This window comes from Aquimarina spinulae (assembly GCF_943373825.1).
Lineage (GTDB): Bacteria > Bacteroidota > Bacteroidia > Flavobacteriales > Flavobacteriaceae > Aquimarina > Aquimarina spinulae.
Genome location: NZ_CALSBP010000002.1, coordinates 2,323,175 through 2,342,735, shown reverse-complemented (window position 1 = coordinate 2,342,735; position 19,561 = coordinate 2,323,175). Strand labels below are relative to the sequence as shown.

Here is a 19,561-nt window from a genome sequence, read left to right as displayed (position 1 = left end):
ACCAGTAAAACAAGTTTTGGTAGTAAAAATATTATCTTATATTTGCACCAGTGTAATTAATTTTAGTAGTATGAATTATAAATCAAGTGTAATTACAAGAAAATGGCATGGGAAAATTAATGCCGAAGATGCCGAGGAATATTTGCGATACTTAATAGAAAGTGGTGTTGCAGATTATAAATCTGTTGATGGAATACTAGGTGTAGAAATTTTAAGAAGATTTGAAGATGATATCTGCCATGTATGGACAGTGACCAAATGGAAAGATTATGAGAGTATTAAAACTTTTGCTGGAGAGGATTATACCAAAGCAAAATATTACGATAGAGATAAGGATTTTCTTCTGGAGTTCGAAGAAGAAGTACAGCATTTTGAGACCTTTGTTTTTTAAAATAAGGGATAATTTCAGTTTAAAAAACTCCTTAATGAACCCAACCATAAATAACATATATCTATAATGACTAAAATAATTACGTTTCTGTTTTTGATACTAACCATGCTTTTTTGGGCAGCTAATTTTCATGTGGTAAAAATAGCTTTAGAGTTTTATTCTCCCGTAAGTGTGGCTGCTTTGCGATTTTTCTTTGGAGTTGTCTCGTTGTTTCTTCTTGTGTATATAAGATTTGGGAACTCGTTATTCAAACTCAGATTTTCTGCAAAAGAATGGTGGTATATGTTTCTTACTTCCTTTTTCGGAATCTTTTTAACCATATACTTTTTTAATCTGGGATTAAAAACTACCAGTGCTGTAAATGGATCTCTTATTATTGCAACAAGCCCTGCAATTACTGCTGTTTTTACTTTTTTATTGCAAAGAAAAAAAGTGAAATTAATACAATGGATTGCTATTGCGATTAGTTTTTTTGGAGTGGCGATTATTTTGGTAAAAGGAGATTTTAGTAAACTGGCAGAATTGCAGTTCGAAATAGGGGATGTTTATATCATGGGTATGGCTATTGTATTCTCACTTTCTCAGGTCATTGTAAGTAAATACCTTCCTCATGTAGATGCTGTTGTGATGACCACGATTACCTCGCTCATGGCCTTTGTTTTGTTTGCGGTTTTCTCACTACCAGAATTTATAACAACCGATGTTCCTGCCGATATATCTTTTTGGGGTAGTATCTTATTTATGGGGATATTAGGAACCGGAATTGCATATACGGCATTTTATTTCTGTGTCGTTAAATTGGGAGCAACAACCTCGACATTGTTTATGAATCTTATTCCGTTTTTTGCGGTGTTACTTGCGTTTCCTTTTGGGGAAACATTATATGCCGAGCAGCTTATAGGAGGAGGAGTTGTAATTATTGGTCTATTATTATTTGGGTTTACTAAAAAGAAAAGCTAAAAGATTGCCTGAAACTCAGGCAATCTTTCAAAATGCTTACATACAAATTTTAACTTTTGGATGTGAAGGACAAGATTTAGATTGATCAAATGTATGGCAAGCTTGACCACTTGGACAGTCTGCAGAAGTTTCACATTCATCTTTACAATTATCTGAGGACATGTCCATATGCCCTCCTTTAATGTGTTTTTGTTCGTCTCTGTGTAAAAATCTTCCTAAGTTTAAAAGTGATTTTTTCATGATTAAAAAATTAATGTTTTATGATTAAAAATATTTTATGACATCATAATTTCCTTTACTCAAAAGAATCTAAATAAAATAATGGTTTGAGAAATTGTAAAGTCATCATTGATTCGAGATAAAGATAAAAGCTATCATCTGCTTATTACAAGGAGGGTAAGTAAGGATTTATAAATTTTGACATTTGCATTTATAAATTTTGACCTTAATTATAATTCTGAAAATACTGGCCTCTTGTTATTAAAAATATTTGTTTTTTATCTTGAAACTCTATCATGTGCTAAGTGTACAGTAAGAACAGTAAATCAAGAAACGAAAGAAAAAGGCGAAGAACTTTTTAAAATCTTATCACAATATCGATTATCAGAGCGAAAAATCTGGTTTGGAAGATATTTTAAGCTTATTGATAGCAAAGATTTTACCATTGCTATAGGAGATGAAATTAGTGTAACGTGATTTTCTTATATCGACTGCTGTTTCTCTAGTTCTTTTATAAAATATGAAGGATAGATTCCTGTTTTTTTATAGAATGCCTTAGAAAAGGCTTCGGCATTATTAAAACCAATTTCTTGTGCGATAGCTTTTACGGTATATTTTCTAAAAATAGAATCTTCACGTAGTTTATCAATTACATAATTGATACGCAGATCATTGACATAACTACTAAAACTTTTTTCTTTAAAGGTATTGACCACTTTAGAAAGGTAACTAGAATTAGATCCAAAACTTTTTGCAAGATCTTTGGCATTAAGATTTGATTTTAGATAGCCTTGCTTTTCTTCGAATTGTTGTAGTCGATCTAGCAGATGGTTTATTGTTTCTTTATTAATGGATGGTGACGCTGATACATCATTAGAAGGCTCTTTTTTTTGATCAGGATTAGTAGTTGTATCGAGTAGTTTTAAGAAGCGTTTTTTATACAAACGTTGCCGGTGATAATAATATCCAAAACCCAACATGCTTACTGCCAAAAATATCGATATGATGATGTTTTGGGATGAGATTTTGGTGTTTTCTTTTTCTAGGGTAGCGATGATATTGTCACGTTCTTTAATTAACTTAGCTGTATCATAGTTTTTTACTAAATTAATACTTAACCTATTGTATTTTTTATCTGTAACACTATCCAATGTTATTAATTTTTTCAATAACCTAAGTTGATTATTTTTATCCTTAATAGTTTTATAATGATCAATCAATATAGTAAAAGCATCTCGTGTTTCAGGTGAATAATTGAAGGTATGAGTTATAGAATCCACTTTTTTTAAATACAGTAAAGCTTCATCTTGTTTTTTTAGTTTCAATAAACTTTTCCCTAGATACGTATATGCAACTGTTTTTCTATCTATTAACTTAATAGCTTTCTTCAGACTATCAATAGCTACACTATATTTCCCTCTTTTATAACTATTTACACTAACACTAATCAATAAAGCGGGATAATAATATTTCTTTTTTCCAGATAAAGAAAGGTCAATTCCTTTTTTTACATAAAAATGTGCAGAATCAAGCATTTCAAGGTTATTAAAAGTATATGACATTCTGAAAATAGTGGCAATATGGTGAGGCCTATATTTGAATATAGTATCCTGCATTTTTATAAATGTTAAATTTTCTCTATATTCTTTTAAGGCTTCATCATAATTACCCAACACATCTTTTAATATCGCTATATTATGTTTTATAGCAATAAAATTTATTAAATCATCCTTTGATTTTGCATAATGAAGACCAGTTAAATAGGCTTCTAATGCTTTATTGTATTTTCCTTGGGACTTTAATGAGAACCCTTTATAGAGATACCCTCTTGTAGGATACTTTTTGTAAGAACTATCTTTGGTTATTGCAATAATTGAGTCTGCATATTGTAAAGTAATTTTAGGATTATCGTCATTAAGTCTACAAAAAAGATAATACCCATTAGCAATTTCAAAAATGTTGTTCTCTTTTTTACTTTTTGATATATATGCTTCAGCAAATAAACCTGTTTTGGAAGAGTTTATTTCAATATTGTTGTTAAAGTCAATTTCTAATTCCTCATATGTTTTCTTTCTCAAGGAATCCGGCACTTTATATGATTGCCCATATCCTATACAAGAAATCAAAAAAAGCAAAGTAATTTTATAACATCTTAGCCACATAGCATATCCTTTTTTGTGAGTCAAAAGTAGTAGAATAATCCTATGATCAGTGGCTTAACAGTTTGAAATATGCCATATAGCACACGGGTTTTGTAAAAAGCGAGCTTATAAATAAAGATATAGTATCATGAGTGCACAAAAAAAGCTGTTTCTAATACAAGAAACAGCTTTTTAACTAGGTGGTCCCACTTGGGCTCGAACCAAGGACCCCCTGATTATGAGTCAGGTGCTCTAACCAGCTGAGCTATGGGACCTAAAACGGAGGGCAAATTTAAGGATTTGATATAAACACGCCAACATTTTTTTCTATTATTTTAATTGTCTTTCATTCTTAAACCAGATAAAGGCTTTGATTCTTCTTTAAAAAAGGAAAAAAGAGCTATAAAAACGATAGTATTTATTTTGTAATATCCTGATCAATAGGTTTTTCCTGGCATAACTCTATCAAGACCCCATTTGTGCTTTTAGGATGTAGAAAAGCAACTAATTTGTTATCAGCGCCAGGTTTAGGCACCTTATTGATTAATTGAAACCCTTCTTTTTCTAATCGATCCAGTTCTAATTCGATATTATCGACATCAAAAGCGATGTGATGAATACCTTCTCCCTTTTTGGCAATAAATTTTCCGATAGGTCCATCCTCCCGGGTACTGGCCAGTAATTCTATTTTACTATCTCCCACCTTAAAAAAAGAGGTGATTACAGCTTCGCTTTCTACGGCTTCTTGCTTATAAGGAGCGACTCCCAAAAGTTTCTCGTATAATGTATTTGCTTGCTCAATATCTTTAACTGCAATACCCAGGTGTTCTATTTTATTGATGTGGTTCATAATATACTTTTATCACTATGTCGCAAAAATACATATAAATTGTACTTTTGCACCATGGAAACAAACAGACAGAAAAAAATTGGAGGAGTATTACAACGCGATGTAGCCGATGTGATACAACTTGCATTACGTGAAGCGGGAGTACAGGGGATTTTGGTTTCCGTTACCAAAGTAAGCGTAACTACAGATCTTTCTATTGCAAAAGTATATATGAGCGTCTTCCCACATCAGGAAGGAGAAAGAGTATTAAAAGAAGTAAACCAGGTAAAATCACAAATAAAACATCAGGTAGCACAACGTACTAAAAATCAGTTACGTCGTATGCCAGAATTATCCTATTTTATTGACGATTCTCTCGAGTATATTTCTAATATAGAAGAGGCTGTAAAGGGTAAAGAAGATCCTATAAATAATCCCGAACTTCTCGAAAAACGTAAAAAGAAGTAATTTTTAGCAGTCCTCACAAATAGAAAAATCATAGAAAGTAGAAGAAATAGAATTTTCTTTTCTCTTATCTTTATTGCAGAATTAAAATTTCATACATATCTAATGCTCATCATAAGGATTTGAATTTTTCATACTACATCGCAAAGCGATACTTGTTTTCTCCTGGTAGTAGCAACGCCATTAATATTATTACAATTATTGCTGCAACTGGCGTGGTCATAGGAGCGATGGCATTATTTCTTGTGTTATCAGGATTTGCGGGGCTTAAGGATTTTAGCCTTCAATTTTCTTCATATTTTGATCCCGATCTTAAGGTTTTTCCGTCAGGCGGAAAGACATTTACATTCACCGATACTCAAAAAGAAAAGCTAGCTAAACTTGAAGGAGTTGCTCATTTTTCTGAAATAGTAGAAGAGCGTGTTTTCTTAGAGTTTGTGGGTAAACAAAAGATGTCCTATATCAAAGGGGTAGATGCTAATTATCACAATGTTATTCACACCGATAGTATACTGGTATTTGGGGATTGGTTAACCGATAATGATTTCCAGATCGTTGCGGGTAATGGAATTAGCAGAGAACTTAATATGGGAGTAGAGCAAACCTATACAAATCTGCTTAGTATTTATGTGCCAAAGCCAGGTAAAGGTATTCCCAGTGATCCTTCAAAAGCATTTAGATCAGAGAAAGCTGTAAATATTGGGGTGTATAGCGTAAATGAAGAACTTGATAAAAAATACATTTTTGCAACTACAGGATTAGTACGCAAATTGTTGAAATTACCAGAAGATAAAGTGACTCATATAGAGCTTAAACTATTACCACAAGCTAATGAAGAAGTGGTGATAAAAGGATTACAACAGATTTTTGATCATAATGTGATTGTAAAAAACAGAATGCAACTTAACGATACACTGTATAAGATGTTGAATACTGAAAACTTAGTATCCTATCTGGTGATTACGTTAATTGCTATTATTGCTTTGTTTAATGTTGCTGGAGCTATTATTATGATGATTATTGATAAGAAAAGCAATGTAAAAACGCTCTATAATGTAGGGGCTTCTCTGCCTAGTATTAGAAAAATATTTTTGTTTCAAGGTTCGCTTATGACCGTTTTGGGCACAATATTAGGTTTGTTATTAGGGTTTATACTTATCGTATTACAACAACAATTTGGATTATTAATGATTACCCCCTCATTACCGTATCCGACTCGTATTACTGTAATTAGCTTTGTTGTAGTCTTTTTTACGATTACTATTATCGGTTTTATAGCTTCTTTATTGGCCTCTAGCAGGATTAATCAGAAGTTAGTGAATTGACCTCTTCTAAAATTTAAAGCAATACGTTGTATTATTCTGAAAACTATGCTATAAAATATCTTGTGAATTAGGTTCGGAATAAAAAAAATTATACGAACTCAAATCCTGAAAATGTGGACTGTACTTCATCAAAAGCAGCAAATACATCCTGGGAGAGATCACTAGTTACCATTTTGGTTCGGTATTCTTTAAAATGAGGTATTCCTTTAAAGTAATTGGTATAATGTCTACGGGTTTCAAAAACACCTAGTTTTTCACCTTTCCAATCGATTGCCATTTGTAAGTGTCTACGAGCTGCATTTACTCGTTCTTCTATAGTTGGTGGTGGTAAATGTTCGCCGGTTTTAAAGAAGTGTTTTACTTCTTTGAAAAACCAGGGATAACCAATACTGGCACGACCAATCATGGCCCCATCAAGACCGTATTGATCTCTCATTTCCATAGCACGCTCGGGAGTATCTACATCGCCATTACCAAATACAGGAATGTGCATTCTCGGATTGTTTTTTACTTCGGCAATAGGTTTCCAATCTGCATTACCTTTATACATCTGTGCTCGTGTACGACCATGAATAGAAATGGCTTTGGCTCCTACATCCTGTAACCGTTCTGCAACTTCTACAATCCTGATAGAATTGTGATCCCAACCCAATCGTGTTTTTATAGTAACGGGTAATTTGGTGTGTTTAACCATAGCTTCGGTAAGAGAAACCATGAGGTCAATATCTTTAAGAATCCCTGCTCCTGCACCTTTACTTACTACTTTTTTTACAGGGCACCCAAAATTAATATCAATAATATCAGGGCCCGATGCTTCTACAATCTCAACAGATTTAAGCATTGAATCCAAGTTGGCTCCAAAAATCTGAATACCAACCGGACGTTCCTTTTCATAAATATCAAGTTTCATAACACTTTTGGCAGCATCACGAATTAGCCCTTCACTAGAAATAAATTCTGTATACACTACATCGGCACCTTGCTCTTTGCACAATGCACGAAAAGGAGGATCACTTACATCTTCCATTGGGGCTAATAACAATGGGAATTCTCCTACATCTATGTTTCCTATCTTGGCCACAGCAAATCTTTTTTTGGCAAAAATACAAATTCTTTAAGACCTTGCAGATCTCTATGATCTGCGAAGTCTTGTTTTTTTGAAATAGGTAAGATCTAAAAATACTGGGAGAGATAGTATAAACCTTCTAAAATCGATTATATTTGCAAGTCATTAAGAGGATGAAAATTGCGTGAGGGATAGGAGTAAGCTACCATGTAGCGCGGATAGCCCGACCCATAATGTAATGATGGGTCATGCCCAAAACGTATTGAAAAGAAGAATGAAACCCATAATGGGTATTTAAAAATGATTGATATACCTTTATAAATGATTATGTTAGATTTGATGGTATACAAGAGAGAGACTACATGAAAAATATTAGAAATTTTTGCATTATTGCACATATTGATCACGGCAAGAGTACACTGGCAGATCGATTATTGGACTTTACCGGATCAGTAACCGCTCGTGAAGCGCAAGCACAATTACTTGATAGTATGGATTTGGAGCGTGAACGTGGGATTACGATCAAGAGTCATGCAATCCAGATGGAATATAAACATAAAGGAGAGGAGTATATCCTTAATCTTATTGATACTCCGGGTCATGTTGATTTTTCTTATGAGGTTTCTCGTTCTATTGCAGCCTGTGAAGGAGCACTACTAATTGTAGATGCAGCACAAAGTATACAGGCGCAGACAATTTCTAATTTATATCTGGCTCTCGAAAATGATCTGGAAATTATTCCGGTACTCAATAAAGTAGACTTACCAAGTGCTAATCCAGAAGAAGTAACTGATGATATTGTAGATCTCTTGGGGTGTGATGCCGAAGAAGTAATTCCTGCAAGTGCTAAAACGGGAATAGGTATAGAAGAAATTCTTACCGCCATCATAGAACGTGTTCCGCCACCAGAAGGAAATCCTGAAGAGCCATTACAAGCCCTGATTTTTGATTCGGTATATAACTCGTTTAGAGGTGTAGAAACATATTTTAAGGTAGTTAATGGTGAAATTAAAAAGGGGCAACAGATTAAGTTTGTGGCTACCGGGAAAAACTATTCTGCTGATGAGGTAGGAACATTAAAATTAAATCAGGAACCTAAACAGGTAATCAAAACAGGAGATGTAGGATATCTTATTACAGGTATTAAAGATGCACGCGAAGTAAAAGTAGGAGATACGATTACAGATGCCAAAACACCTACACAAAATGCTATTGAAGGTTTTGAGGATGTAAAACCCATGGTATTTGCAGGGATTTATCCTGTAGATACAGAAGATTATGAAGAGCTTCGTAATTCTATGGAAAAATTACAACTTAATGATGCTTCTTTGGTGTTTGTGCCAGAGAGTTCAGCAGCACTAGGTTTTGGTTTTAGATGTGGATTCCTGGGGATGTTACATATGGAGATTATCCAGGAACGACTGGAGCGTGAATTTAACATGACCGTGATCACTACGGTACCTAATGTATCTTATCATGCGTTTACCAATAAAAACCCTGATGATGTCATAATTGTAAATAACCCATCTGATTTACCAGACCCTTCTTCTATGAACAGAGTAGAAGAACCGTATATCAAAGCTTCTATTATTACCAAATCTGATTTTGTAGGATCCGTAATGTCTTTATGTATTGAGAAACGAGGAGAGATTACTAATCAAACGTATTTAACTACAGAACGAGTAGAACTTACCTTTGATATGCCATTGGCAGAGATCGTATTTGATTTTTATGATCGTTTAAAAACAGTATCAAAAGGATATGCATCATTTGATTATGCGCCGATTGGTTTACGTTCTTCTAAACTGGTGAAGGTTGATATATTACTTAACGGAAATATTGTAGATGCGTTATCTGCATTATTACATAAAGATAATGCTTATGATATTGGTAAAAAGATTTGTGAGAAATTAAAAGAATTAATCCCTCGCCAACAATTTGATATCCCAATACAGGCAGCAATTGGAGCAAAATTTATTGCTCGTGAAACCGTAAAAGCTCTTCGTAAAGATGTAACAGCCAAATGTTATGGTGGTGATATTTCTCGTAAACGTAAATTATTAGAAAAGCAGAAAAAAGGAAAGAAACGAATGCGCCAGGTAGGAAATGTAGAGATTCCTCAGGAAGCATTTATGGCAGTATTAAAACTAAATGATTAGAGATTCGGTTATTAGTTCCTTGTAAATAGGTTTAATTTATTTGTTGTGTAATTCAAATAAAGTGTCTGTTATAGCGTTGTTTTTTTATAACTTAAGAATTTATATCATGCTAAAGCCCCAATTAAAGCAGAGTTTAAAAATCTTATCTTTTATAGCTTTCTTTGTTTTTTGTTTTCTTTCTTGTAGCAAAGATGATGATACTACAGATCCTACCGATACTGGAGTTGACCCAGATCCATTGGGAGAACAGACTGTTTTTGCAGAAGATTTTATTTTAGGTAAAGACAGTAAGCTTATAAACTATGTTTTATCGGAAGCGGATTACAATAAGTTTATTGCCGGAAACGGCGATTTTGCTATGGTGTCTAAAAAGGTATATGAGTATTTAAATGACAATTTTGATTTTATTTTTATACTCTCTGTTGAAACCGAACAGCCTAATGGTTTGTATTATGGAGTAAATCAAAAAGTTAAAAATGATATAGAAGGTGTGGGATCATCTATTTATGATAATACTGCATCGTATGGTTCTAAAGGTGTATTAAAGAGTGTTATTCATATGCCTAGAACAGAATATATTAAAAACGGTCCCTTTTTACATGAAATCATGCATTATTGGGCAAATTATAATTTTATCCCAACCACAGTTGGTGGTCACTGGGGATATTCTAGCGTAGGAGGACAACTTGGTGGTTTTGACGAGCTTATTGATTTAGGAGGCGGTAATTATCAAGGAAAAATAGATGGTGAAGATGGATTTGGCACTTTTGCCAATGGAGGAAACACGCTTGCGTATGGTAATTTAGAATTATACCTTATGGGATTAATAAAAGAAAGCGAACTCGAATCGGTTCAAGTGGCTGAAAATCCACAAGCAGTAGCAGGTGGAGGTAAATTTACAGCAGATAAAATTACAACTTTTACAGCAGCAGATCTTATTACAAAGAATGGAGCCCGCGTACCTTCTGAAGAGAATTCTCAGAAAAGCTTTAAAGGGATTACTGTGGTTATTTCTACTTCAAAATTAAGTGATGAAAGGATTACAGCTATCAATAAAGATCTAGATAACTTTACTAAAAAAGGAACTCCTGATTGGGGTAATTTTTTCTTTAATTTTTGGCAGGCAACAGGAGAAAGAGCTACTATAGAGATTGATATTTCTCAGGCTAACATAAAATAGCAGATTTAGTTAGCTTTTTTGGCTTCAATCATCTTATGTAGCATATATTCTACACCATTGTCATTATTACTTTTTGTTGAGTAATTGGCAATTGCCTTTACGTTTGGATGGGCATTTTCCATAGCAAAGCTATATGTTGCTTTGGTCATCATTTCGAGGTCATTGTTGTAGTCTCCAAAAACCATAGTCTCTTCTGGTAATATATTATTATTTTTTTGCAATTGTTGTAGTGCATGGCCTTTATTGGCAAGGTTATGAGAAAGGTCTAGCCAGATTTCTCCAGATACTTTTACTTTCAATTTGTTCTCTAGATGTTTTAAAGCAGGATAGAGGTATTCTTCTGCTCCTTTTTGATTGCAAATCGCAATTTTGAGATATTGATCATCGATTACTTCTGCGAGATCTTTCACAATTTCATATCGATAATAATATTCATTAAACATATCGATAAAATCTTGCCCGTAATCTTCAATATACCCTCGTTTTCTTCCACAAACTATTACTTGTGAGCCTTGTAATTTTTTAGTGATATCAAGTAATTCCAGATACGTTTCGCGATCGATCTCTGTAGTCTGAAGTTCTTTGTCTTGTTGCATAGTCAGAGCTCCGTTTTCGGCAATGACATAGATATCATCTTTAATTGGTTTTAGTTTATCAATAATACTATAGTATTGTCTTCCACTAGCAGCAACAAAGGTTACACCCAGGCTATTTAACTCTTCAAAAAGTTCAAAAAAACGACGGCTAACTTCACCATTAGTGTTAAGAAGTGTGCCATCCATATCTGTAGCAACCATTTTGATTTGTGATAGATCCATAGTAATTTATAATTTTAAATTGTAAAGGTATTAGAGTTAGGGTAAATACAGGGTATTATAACTGTAAAATTTGTATTAAATTGCCAGTAAATAAAGAGCTTTACTCAGTTTGATAGCACCTGCCAAAGTAGATTAAATATTAATTAAAGGAATTCCGAGTTGTACCGGGACAATACCATGAGATTTTTTCAAAAAGAAATACAATTACCATCATATCCCAGAGGATTTCACTTGATTACTTCTAAAATTCTTGCCGAAATAAATGAGATAAAGCAAATACAGGTAGGTCAGTTACAGGTGTTTATTAAGCATACATCTGCTAGTCTTACTATAAATGAGAATGCAGACCCTACAGTACGACAGGATTTTGAAAGTCATATGAATGTTATGGTTCCAGAAAATGCTTCTTATTATATACATACCTATGAGGGTCCTGATGATATGCCTGCTCATATTAAAGCTTCATTGATGGGGGCTTCTGTTTTGGTTCCTGTTACTAACGGAGAATTAAATCTAGGAACATGGCAAGGTATTTATCTCTGTGAGCATAGAAATTACGGAGGCCCAAGAAAACTGGTTTTAACAGCTTATGGAGTATAGAGATTAGGAGTTAATCGTGATTATGTATATAACGATTTTGCTTTTATACTAATTAAACTTGCCATTCTACCGCAAACCAGAATGACAAGCATTATAGATTTTATGAGTCTAATTTAGTATTATAACTAAATTACTTTTAAAACCATTGTGCCCAAGGTATTCTCGATAGCATAAGAATCCAGGCAATGGTATAGAAAATAGCCAGTGTTTTAAATTTAGGTGTAGAAGTAAGTTTCTTTTTATGTTTAGAGTATCCCATTGTGATAAAAACAATGGTTAAGATCATTACCATAGGGTGTTCTACATTATATAATCGTAAAGTAGCATCTTTCATAATTTCTCCCATTTTGTGAGTTCCTGAGAACCAAACTACCAGAGGAGATACAAAGAAAATAATAATACCTATTAAAAGCTGAATATGAGTAACAATAAGTGCAAATAGAGAAACTCTAAAGTCTTTAGGAGCATATTCTCTTTTGGTAAAAAACCCAGCAAGGGCATTAATAGTTGCTAGTGTAACGATAAGAACAACAAGGTAAGCCCAATACGAATGGACGATTTGAATAGCTTCGTACATAATGATGTGTTTAGTTTATTCAAAGGTACATATAATGCATAAAAAAGCCTCATCCTAGTAGGATAGGAGTCTTTATTTAGACTTATTCTAGAAAGTGTCTGGTCTATTTGTACTTATTGTTACTCATAATAAGTTTAGATATATTAGTTTTATTCTAAAGCTTCCTGCGGAACCTCTCCTGTTAAGGTTTCTAAAAATAAATAAATCTCGTTAACTTGCTGTGGATTTAATTTTTGATTTAACTGAGTTTCTCCCATAATTGAAATGGCTTTTTTAAGATCTTTAACACTACCATCATGAAAGTAAGGTGCTGTTTTTTCAATATTAAGTAACGAAGGAACCTTAAAGACGTATTTATCGACTTCATTTTTAGTGAGATCAAATCTACCGTTATCTATTTTTTCACTGTTTGTATACTCCCAATAATTTACAGTAAGCCCAAATTTTTGATACATATTACCTCCTAGTAGTGCCCCTGTATGGCAGGTAATGCAACCAACACTTATAAAAGTTTCCATACCTTTCTTTTCATATTTGTTTAATGCAGAACCATCGCCAGCCATGTATTTGTCGAACTTAGAAGGAGTAATTAATTTTCGTTCAAAAGCACCAATGGCCTTTTCTATGTTTCTGTAGGTTATAGGGGCTTTCTCTTCTGGAAAAGCTTTGGCAAAAAGCTCAACGTATTCTTCGATTTTTGATATTCGATCTACTACTACTGTTTCGCTAGGCATTGCCATTTCTATTGGATTTAATATAGGACCTCCGGCTTGTGCTTCTACATCGGGTTCTCGCCCATCCCAAAATTGAGCCATATGTAGTGCGGCATTTAGAGTTGTAGGAGAGTTACGCCCTCCTGGTTTACCATCATTACCTATCGAAAAAGATTGATTGTCAACTCCATATGTTTTTAGATTATGGCAGGTATTGCAACTTTGTGTATTGTCTTTAGAAAGTCGTTTGTCATAATAAAGTGTTTTACCCAGAGTTATTTTCTCATGGGTTATAGGATTTTCTGGGTTTTCTGCTATTTTGGGTAATACACCAAAAGTTTTTCGAGCTTTTTTGTCAAGTTCTGATACTGCAACCGCCTTATTTCCTATTGAGGAAACAGGGACGTAATCTTTGTCTTTTTGTTTAGAATCGTTTTTACACCCTACACATATTGCAAGGACTAACCCCCATTGAAGTAAGTTTTTCATAGTATTGTTTTTGTGTTAATATATATATGTTAAAGTTGGATTTTTTACTGTCGTTATCATATAGGGATACTTACAAATAAAACAGTGTTTTTTTGAAAAAAAAATAGACTGCTATAAATGTTTCAATATCAGAAATTTACAACGAGGTTTGTGATGGTTTATTATTCATTTAGGTATAGATAATAATAAAGAGCAGAAATTGAGAGCATAAAAAAACCTCATTCGATCTTCGAATGAGGTTTTTGATATTTGATTTATAAATTTCTTAGTTGAATATATAACGTAATCCTACTTGCATTTGCCATCTAGATGATTGAAGGCCATTGTCATCTATTTGTTCAATTCCGTCTTCAAAAGAGCTAGCATCAAAGGTAAACTCAGGATCTGCTGTTCCCCCTCTTACCGTTTCGATTAATGCAATATTTCCAGGGATAAATTTACGTTTTCCCCAATCTTTATTTAAAAGATTAGTAAAGTTGAAAATATCAAGAGAAAGCTGAAGCGTATTTTTCTTTTCTCCAGTTTTGATATAAAAATCCTGTAAGAATTTTAAGTCAATAGCATGACTCCAAGGACCTCTATCTCCATTACGTTCTGCATATCCTCCTCTTCTTTTTCTTAAATAATCATTTCCTTCTATAAAAGCATCTAATGAAGCCCACTGTTCTGCAGGAGTAGCTGATCCTGGGATGATGTCTCCGTCACTATCTCTAAAAGGAACAAGGTTAATTTCACTTGCGTTTGACGGGATGTAGATAAGAGCGTTATCTCTAGAATCATCATTTAAAAGGTCTCTACCTTCTCTGTAAACAAAAGAGTGAGGGGTGCCTTGTGTACCTTCATAAAATAATGCAATTGTTGATTTCATAAACCCTAGGTATTCTTTTTCATAACTAACATTAGCAGAAAAACGAGATCCTTGTGAAAAATCAGATCTTGATCTTGGGATGTTAGAGTTCTTACCATTTACCGTTTGGATATTTCTCCACTGTGAGCTGTTTTGTGAAGAAGTACCATCAAAAATGGATTCTGATTCACCATAAGAATAGGATACACTTCCTTGAAATCCGTTGTCAAAAGGTTTTCTTAGGGTAAAAGATGTATTATAAGAGAATCCTTCACCAGTATTGGTTCCAAGAATTATTCTTCCATAAGTGTTATCGATTCGATCTCCGAAACTATCACTGTAGTACGGTCTGTTATCAGCACCATTTAAAGTTCCTTCTGGTCCACGAATATTTAAGTTTTGATAATAAATATTAGTAATAACATCTGTGTATAAAAAGTCTGCACTTGCAATTAATCCCCAAAGCGGTAATTTTTGATCAACAGCGATATTATATTTCATTACCTGAGGTAATTTTAGATCAGGAGTGAAAATGTCGATATTTCCTGCTGTTTCTCCAGTTCCTGGTGCTACGGCTACAGGTTGTTGGTTAACATTTGGGTTAAAAGTTATTGTAGAAGGATCTAGATTAAATCCGCCAGTAAATCCACCAGTAATACCATTATTGTTATATGAACCACCTGGCCATACTAATGGGATTCTTGAAGTAAAAATACCAAAACCACCACGTACTTGAGTAGTCTTGTCATTTTTTACATCCCAGTTAAATCCAACACGAGGAGATAAATGTGCAGAAGGTCTAATTTTTTCACCTACTCTTGCTCCTTGAAGATCTTTTCCTGCAGCTTCAAGAAGAGGAATAGTTCTATCATTAAAATCAGCATTTTCAGCACCCGCATCAAAAATAGGAACATCAACTCTTAATCCAGCTGTTAGTTTAAAATTATCAGTTACGCTTATTTCATCCTGAACATAAAAACTTGGTTGGTATAATTTAAATTCGGATGCTCCAGAAGACTCATCACCTACAGCAGTACCTCCTACTAGAGAATATCCTTTTTGATATTCATCAATAATACCATTAAAGAAATCATTTAAACTATTAAAGGTGTAATCTCCGTAATTAAAAGCGAAAAATAAGTTTTTAATTTTTGAAAACTCATGTTGAGTACCTATGGTTACAGTATGTTTACCGCTATAAATCTCAAAATTATTAGCTATATTAACAATATCCTGATCTAATAAGTTTGCAGTAGAAAATGGTTCTGCTCCAAAAGAAATTGTTCCTCCACCATCACGAATATCAACAGTTGGAAACGGATTACCAGAAGGATCACGATCATCTCTTACCGATTTATAACCAATAAGCAAGTTATTAGAAGCCCAGCTTCCTATAGACGAACTAAATTCTAAAGTAGTTTCATTTTTAGTACTTTTAAAAAGCTCAGAACCATTAATAAAACCAATATTTCTGTTACCACTATTTCTTGCTTCTAAATTATCAGCCTTTACAAAATTGTGCTTTACACTTAATTGATGGTTATCATTAATATTCCAATCTAATTTAACAGTTAACTTATCACTGTCTAATGTTCTTGTGTTATTGTCAAACCCACCAGTATCATAACCATATGTAGTCTGTAAGAAATTAGATAGATTTTGAACATCAGCCAAAGTAGCATTTCCTTGGTAGTTGCTAAAGTTAAATGGCTGTGGAGTTTCTTGTTCTTCTCTCTCATAATTAACAAAGTAAAATAATTTGTCTTTTATGATTGGACCACCAATACGAGCACCATAAATTTTTGCAGAGTAATCAGATAATTTTTCTCTTGATTCTCCAGTTCCTACTAAATCTGGAGGAGTTTTTCCTGTAAGACTTTCGTTTCTAAAATACGTATAGGCAGATCCTTCTATGTTATTTGTTCCTGATCGAGTGATTGCATTTATAGCACCTCCAGAGAATCCTGATTGTCTTACATCAAAAGGAGCAATGTTAATTTGAAAAGTTTCAATCGCATCGATTGAGAATGGGTTTACTCCTGTTTGACCACCATCGGTACCTGATCCAGCAAGACCAAATACATCATTACTTACTCCCCCGTCGATATACAAAGCATTGTATCTGTTATTTTGCCCAGCTAAAGAAACAGAAAAACCATCGTCTCCTTCAGTTATTTGAGCTTGAGGAGTAATTCTTACAAAGTCGGCAACAGATCTTGATACCGAAGGTAAAGAATTAATTTGCCTCTCTGTCACCGTAGTTTCTGTACCTGTTTTACCAGAATCAAAAACACTATTGTTAGTTACCGTAATTATAACTTGTTCAAGTGCACTAGCTTCTTCAATCATTTGAGTGCTGATATTTTGCGAGTCCCCTAATTGAAGAAAAGTATTGTCTTTTACATAATCCTTAAAACCAACATAAGAGATAGTAACCTTGTAAGGTCCACCAGTTCTCATATTTGCTATTCTGTAAAAGCCATCAAAATCGGTAATTGCACCATATTTTGTTCCAGATGGAGTGTGGATCGCAACTACATTGGCACCAGGAAGAGCTTGTCCTGTATTATCAGTTATCTTACCATTAATGGAAGATTTGGTTACCCCTTGCGCAAACGTTTCCCCAACGACTGCCATAAGGATTACAACAAATAAAAATGTAATCTTTTTCATGAGTGTGTTTTAATTGTTTTTAATTGTCTCATGAAACTCTTAACGATTAAAATAATGACACTAAAAGGTTTGAAAATCATTTAAATCGTATCCAGTTTCGTAAATATTTGATAGAGTTAATAATCTTCGCAAAAGAACGAATCTTTATGCGTGCATAGTTTATTAAAATGTTAAATTTTATACAGATTTGTATTATAGTTTTTAAGATAATTTTTTTTTGTACCAGATTGATTATTAATTAATTGAAGATATTAAAAAGTTATTAACTAATAAATTGTTAATTAAAAATTGATACAATCTTGCAACATTAAGTAAAAAAAACGTCCAGAGTATGAAAAATAGACGCTAAATAGATTAATATTAACATATTACTAGCACCAAAAAGAGAATAAGTTTCAAATCAATTTATGATTACAAATTGATTTGAAACTTATTTTTTTATTCCCTGAAAATAGATTTATTATTCAGATTTCTTTAAATACCGTTGTAAAAGCGTATTTGTTGACGAATCATGTTTTTTAACCTCATGAGTATCGATTTCTGATAAGATAGTAGTAGCCAATTGCTTACCTAATTCTACACCCCATTGATCATAGCTAAAAATATTCCATATGATACCTTGAACAAAAATACGTTGTTCATACATTGATACTAATGCTCCTAAGTTTTTAGGAGTAAGGGTGTTAATTAAAATAGTAGTAGTAGGTTTGTTACCTGCAAATACTTTAAAAGGTAATAGTTTTTTCAGTCTTTCTTCAGAGCTATTTATTGCATTTAATTCCTGAAGCACTTCTTCTTGTGTTTTACCATTCATCAAGGCTTCTGTTTGTGCAAAAAAGTTGGCCATTAATTTATTTTGATGATCCTGATCCCCAAATAAAGAGTGCTTAAAGCCAATAAACTCTGCTGGAATCAATTTTGTCCCTTGATGAATCAATTGAAAAAAGGCATGTTGGGCATTGGTGCCTGGTTCACCCCAGATAATCGTACCCGTTTGGTAGTTAATAGGATTACCATTGCGATCAATACTTTTTCCGTTACTTTCCATAATACCTTGCTGCAGGTATGCCGGTAATCTATGCAAATATTGAGAATACGGGATAATAGCTTCACTTTCTGCATTAAAAAAATTATTATACCATATACTAAGCATTCCTAAAATTACTGGAATATTTTCTTCAAAAGGAGTATTCTTAAAATGCTCATCCATTTCATGAGCACCTGCTAGCAGAGCTTCAAAATTTTCATAACCTATAGATAAACATATAGATAGCCCAACTGCGCTCCATAAAGAAAAACGACCACCAACCCAATCCCATAGTGGGAAGATATTTTCTTCTGCAATCCCAAAGTTGGTCACATTAGAAATATTACTTGATACGGCTACAAAATGGTTTCCTACCGCTTCTTTTGGTGCATTTTTGGTGAACCAATTTCTTGCTGTTGTAGCATTGGATATCGTTTCTTGAGTAGAAAAGGTTTTAGATACAACCACAAATAAAGTAGTCTCTGGGTTTAAATTTTTTAAGTTTTGATGAACATGATCTCCATCTACATTAGAAATAAAATGTAGGTTAAGGTGATTCTTATAATAAGCTAAGGACTCTGTAATCATAGTAGGGCCAAGGTCAGACCCTCCAATACCAATATTTACAATATCGGTAAAAGCTTTACCTGTATATCCTTTAAGATTTCCTGAAATAACCTGATGGCTAAAGGACTTTATTTTTTCTTTTACGTTTGTAACTTCTGAAATTATATTTTTACCATCAATGGTAACTTGATATGTTGATGGCGTTCTAAGAGCCGTGTGTAGAACAGCTCTATTTTCTGTTTCATTGATAGTGCTTCCGTCAAAATAACGTTGTATGGCTTCATCAAGTTTTACTTCTCTAGCCAGATCTAATAACAATTTTTTTGTAGTCTTATCGATTCTGTTTTTAGAATAATCTACATAAAAATCCTTCCATTCGATCGACAAGGCAGTAGCACGATCTGGCTGTTTTTCGAAAAGATTTTTAAGATGTGTGTCTTTTATAGTTTTGTAATGAGATTGTAATGCTTCCCAGGCTTTTGTGGTGGTTGGGTTAATAGTTGGTAATGTCATGA

Annotated in this window: 17 protein-coding genes and 1 tRNA gene; 8 read left to right on the top strand and 10 right to left on the bottom strand. The window is 33.4% G+C overall.

Annotated features, from left to right (window positions below; all coding sequences use genetic code 11):
• Positions 1-70 precede the first annotated feature (70 nt).
• Positions 71-391, top strand: coding sequence for an antibiotic biosynthesis monooxygenase (locus tag NNH57_RS15970; protein ID WP_074406863.1), 321 nt, complete (start codon positions 71-73; stop codon positions 389-391).
• Positions 392-457: 66 nt separating this feature from the next.
• Positions 458-1,351, top strand: a complete 894-nt coding sequence (locus NNH57_RS15965; RefSeq protein ID WP_082994792.1) for a DMT family transporter — start codon at positions 458-460, stop codon at positions 1,349-1,351.
• Between the two features lie 36 nt (positions 1,352-1,387).
• Here NNH57_RS15965 and NNH57_RS15960 read toward each other — a convergent pair whose 3' ends face one another.
• Positions 1,388-1,591, bottom strand: coding sequence for a hypothetical protein (locus NNH57_RS15960; protein ID WP_074406865.1), 204 nt, complete (start codon positions 1,589-1,591; stop codon positions 1,388-1,390).
• 177 nt (positions 1,592-1,768) lie between these two features.
• On the opposite strand from NNH57_RS15960, the gene NNH57_RS15955 reads away from it, so the two are divergent.
• Positions 1,769-2,047 (top strand): MOSC domain-containing protein, encoded by a 279-nt coding sequence (locus tag NNH57_RS15955; protein ID WP_074406866.1) that lies wholly within the window; start codon positions 1,769-1,771, stop codon positions 2,045-2,047.
• A 5-nt stretch (positions 2,048-2,052) separates the two neighbouring features.
• Here NNH57_RS15955 and NNH57_RS15950 read toward each other — a convergent pair whose 3' ends face one another.
• The 3 genes from NNH57_RS15950 to mce all read right to left on the bottom strand — a co-directional run bounded on the left by NNH57_RS15950 (position 2,053) and on the right by mce (position 4,552).
• A complete protein-coding gene (locus NNH57_RS15950) occupies positions 2,053-3,732 on the bottom strand; it encodes a helix-turn-helix domain-containing protein (protein ID WP_074406867.1) in 1,680 nt (559 codons plus the stop codon).
• Between the two features lie 180 nt (positions 3,733-3,912).
• Positions 3,913-3,986, bottom strand: a tRNA-Ile gene (locus NNH57_RS15945).
• Positions 3,987-4,129: 143 nt separating this feature from the next.
• Positions 4,130-4,552, bottom strand: a complete 423-nt coding sequence (gene mce / locus NNH57_RS15940; protein WP_025664583.1) for a methylmalonyl-CoA epimerase — start codon at positions 4,550-4,552, stop codon at positions 4,130-4,132.
• A gap of 63 nt (positions 4,553-4,615) precedes the next feature.
• On the opposite strand from mce, the gene rbfA reads away from it, so the two are divergent.
• Positions 4,616-5,008 (top strand): 30S ribosome-binding factor RbfA, encoded by a 393-nt coding sequence (gene rbfA, locus NNH57_RS15935; RefSeq protein WP_025664582.1) that lies wholly within the window; start codon positions 4,616-4,618, stop codon positions 5,006-5,008.
• Positions 5,009-5,127: 119 nt separating this feature from the next.
• Positions 5,128-6,330 carry an ABC transporter permease gene (locus NNH57_RS15930; RefSeq protein ID WP_108809193.1) on the top strand — a complete coding sequence of 401 codons (1,203 nt, stop codon included), beginning with the start codon at positions 5,128-5,130 and terminating at the stop codon, positions 6,328-6,330.
• A gap of 88 nt (positions 6,331-6,418) precedes the next feature.
• Here the strand turns inward: NNH57_RS15930 and dusB are convergent, their stop codons facing one another.
• Positions 6,419-7,411 carry a tRNA dihydrouridine synthase DusB gene (gene dusB, locus NNH57_RS15925; RefSeq protein ID WP_074407653.1) on the bottom strand — a complete coding sequence of 331 codons (993 nt, stop codon included), beginning with the start codon at positions 7,409-7,411 and terminating at the stop codon, positions 6,419-6,421.
• A 347-nt stretch (positions 7,412-7,758) separates the two neighbouring features.
• Between dusB and lepA the strand changes: the two genes are divergently transcribed.
• Together lepA and NNH57_RS15915 are read left to right on the top strand one after the other, a co-directional pair.
• On the top strand, positions 7,759-9,555 hold the full coding sequence (gene lepA, locus NNH57_RS15920) for a translation elongation factor 4 (RefSeq protein ID WP_074406869.1): 1,797 nt from the start codon (positions 7,759-7,761) through the stop codon (positions 9,553-9,555).
• A 106-nt stretch (positions 9,556-9,661) separates the two neighbouring features.
• Positions 9,662-10,735, top strand: a complete 1,074-nt coding sequence (locus tag NNH57_RS15915) for a hypothetical protein (protein ID WP_108809192.1) — start codon at positions 9,662-9,664, stop codon at positions 10,733-10,735.
• 5 nt (positions 10,736-10,740) lie between these two features.
• On the opposite strand, the gene NNH57_RS15910 is transcribed toward NNH57_RS15915, so the two are convergent.
• Entirely contained in the window at positions 10,741-11,553 is an 813-nt protein-coding gene (locus tag NNH57_RS15910) for a Cof-type HAD-IIB family hydrolase (RefSeq protein WP_074406871.1), read from the bottom strand.
• Between the two features lie 177 nt (positions 11,554-11,730).
• Between NNH57_RS15910 and NNH57_RS15905 the strand changes: the two genes are divergently transcribed.
• Positions 11,731-12,153 (top strand): secondary thiamine-phosphate synthase enzyme YjbQ, encoded by a 423-nt coding sequence (locus tag NNH57_RS15905; RefSeq protein WP_108809191.1) that lies wholly within the window; start codon positions 11,731-11,733, stop codon positions 12,151-12,153.
• Positions 12,154-12,289: 136 nt separating this feature from the next.
• Here NNH57_RS15905 and NNH57_RS15900 read toward each other — a convergent pair whose 3' ends face one another.
• The 4 genes from NNH57_RS15900 to pgi form a co-directional block, all read right to left on the bottom strand.
• Complete coding sequence (locus NNH57_RS15900) at positions 12,290-12,730, bottom strand: hypothetical protein (RefSeq protein WP_074406873.1); 441 nt, start codon at positions 12,728-12,730, stop codon at positions 12,290-12,292.
• 149 nt (positions 12,731-12,879) lie between these two features.
• Positions 12,880-13,932 carry a cytochrome-c peroxidase gene (locus NNH57_RS15895; protein WP_082994794.1) on the bottom strand — a complete coding sequence of 351 codons (1,053 nt, stop codon included), beginning with the start codon at positions 13,930-13,932 and terminating at the stop codon, positions 12,880-12,882.
• Between the two features lie 265 nt (positions 13,933-14,197).
• Positions 14,198-17,452 (bottom strand): TonB-dependent receptor, encoded by a 3,255-nt coding sequence (locus tag NNH57_RS15890; RefSeq protein ID WP_108809190.1) that lies wholly within the window; start codon positions 17,450-17,452, stop codon positions 14,198-14,200.
• 460 nt (positions 17,453-17,912) lie between these two features.
• The gene (pgi, locus tag NNH57_RS15885) at positions 17,913-19,559 is read right to left on the bottom strand and encodes a glucose-6-phosphate isomerase (RefSeq protein WP_108809189.1); all 1,647 of its coding nucleotides are present in this window, start codon (positions 19,557-19,559) and stop codon (positions 17,913-17,915) included.
• Positions 19,560-19,561 lie beyond the last annotated feature (2 nt).

Coding starts and splice junctions, on each gene's coding strand:
- NNH57_RS15970 (WP_074406863.1), top strand. CDS start 71: ATGAATTATAAATCAAGTGTAATTACAAGAAAATGGCATGGGAAAATT.
- NNH57_RS15965 (WP_082994792.1), top strand. CDS start 458: ATGACTAAAATAATTACGTTTCTGTTTTTGATACTAACCATGCTTTTT.
- NNH57_RS15960 (WP_074406865.1), bottom strand. CDS start 1,591: ATGAAAAAATCACTTTTAAACTTAGGAAGATTTTTACACAGAGACGAA.
- NNH57_RS15950 (WP_074406867.1), bottom strand. CDS start 3,732: ATGTGGCTAAGATGTTATAAAATTACTTTGCTTTTTTTGATTTCTTGT.
- rbfA (WP_025664582.1), top strand. CDS start 4,616: ATGGAAACAAACAGACAGAAAAAAATTGGAGGAGTATTACAACGCGAT.
- lepA (WP_074406869.1), top strand. CDS start 7,759: ATGAAAAATATTAGAAATTTTTGCATTATTGCACATATTGATCACGGC.
- NNH57_RS15915 (WP_108809192.1), top strand. CDS start 9,662: ATGCTAAAGCCCCAATTAAAGCAGAGTTTAAAAATCTTATCTTTTATA.
- NNH57_RS15910 (WP_074406871.1), bottom strand. CDS start 11,553: ATGGATCTATCACAAATCAAAATGGTTGCTACAGATATGGATGGCACA.
- NNH57_RS15905 (WP_108809191.1), top strand. CDS start 11,731: ATGAGATTTTTTCAAAAAGAAATACAATTACCATCATATCCCAGAGGA.
- NNH57_RS15900 (WP_074406873.1), bottom strand. CDS start 12,730: ATGTACGAAGCTATTCAAATCGTCCATTCGTATTGGGCTTACCTTGTT.
- NNH57_RS15895 (WP_082994794.1), bottom strand. CDS start 13,932: ATGAAAAACTTACTTCAATGGGGGTTAGTCCTTGCAATATGTGTAGGG.
- NNH57_RS15890 (WP_108809190.1), bottom strand. CDS start 17,452: ATGAAAAAGATTACATTTTTATTTGTTGTAATCCTTATGGCAGTCGTT.
- pgi (WP_108809189.1), bottom strand. CDS start 19,559: ATGACATTACCAACTATTAACCCAACCACCACAAAAGCCTGGGAAGCA.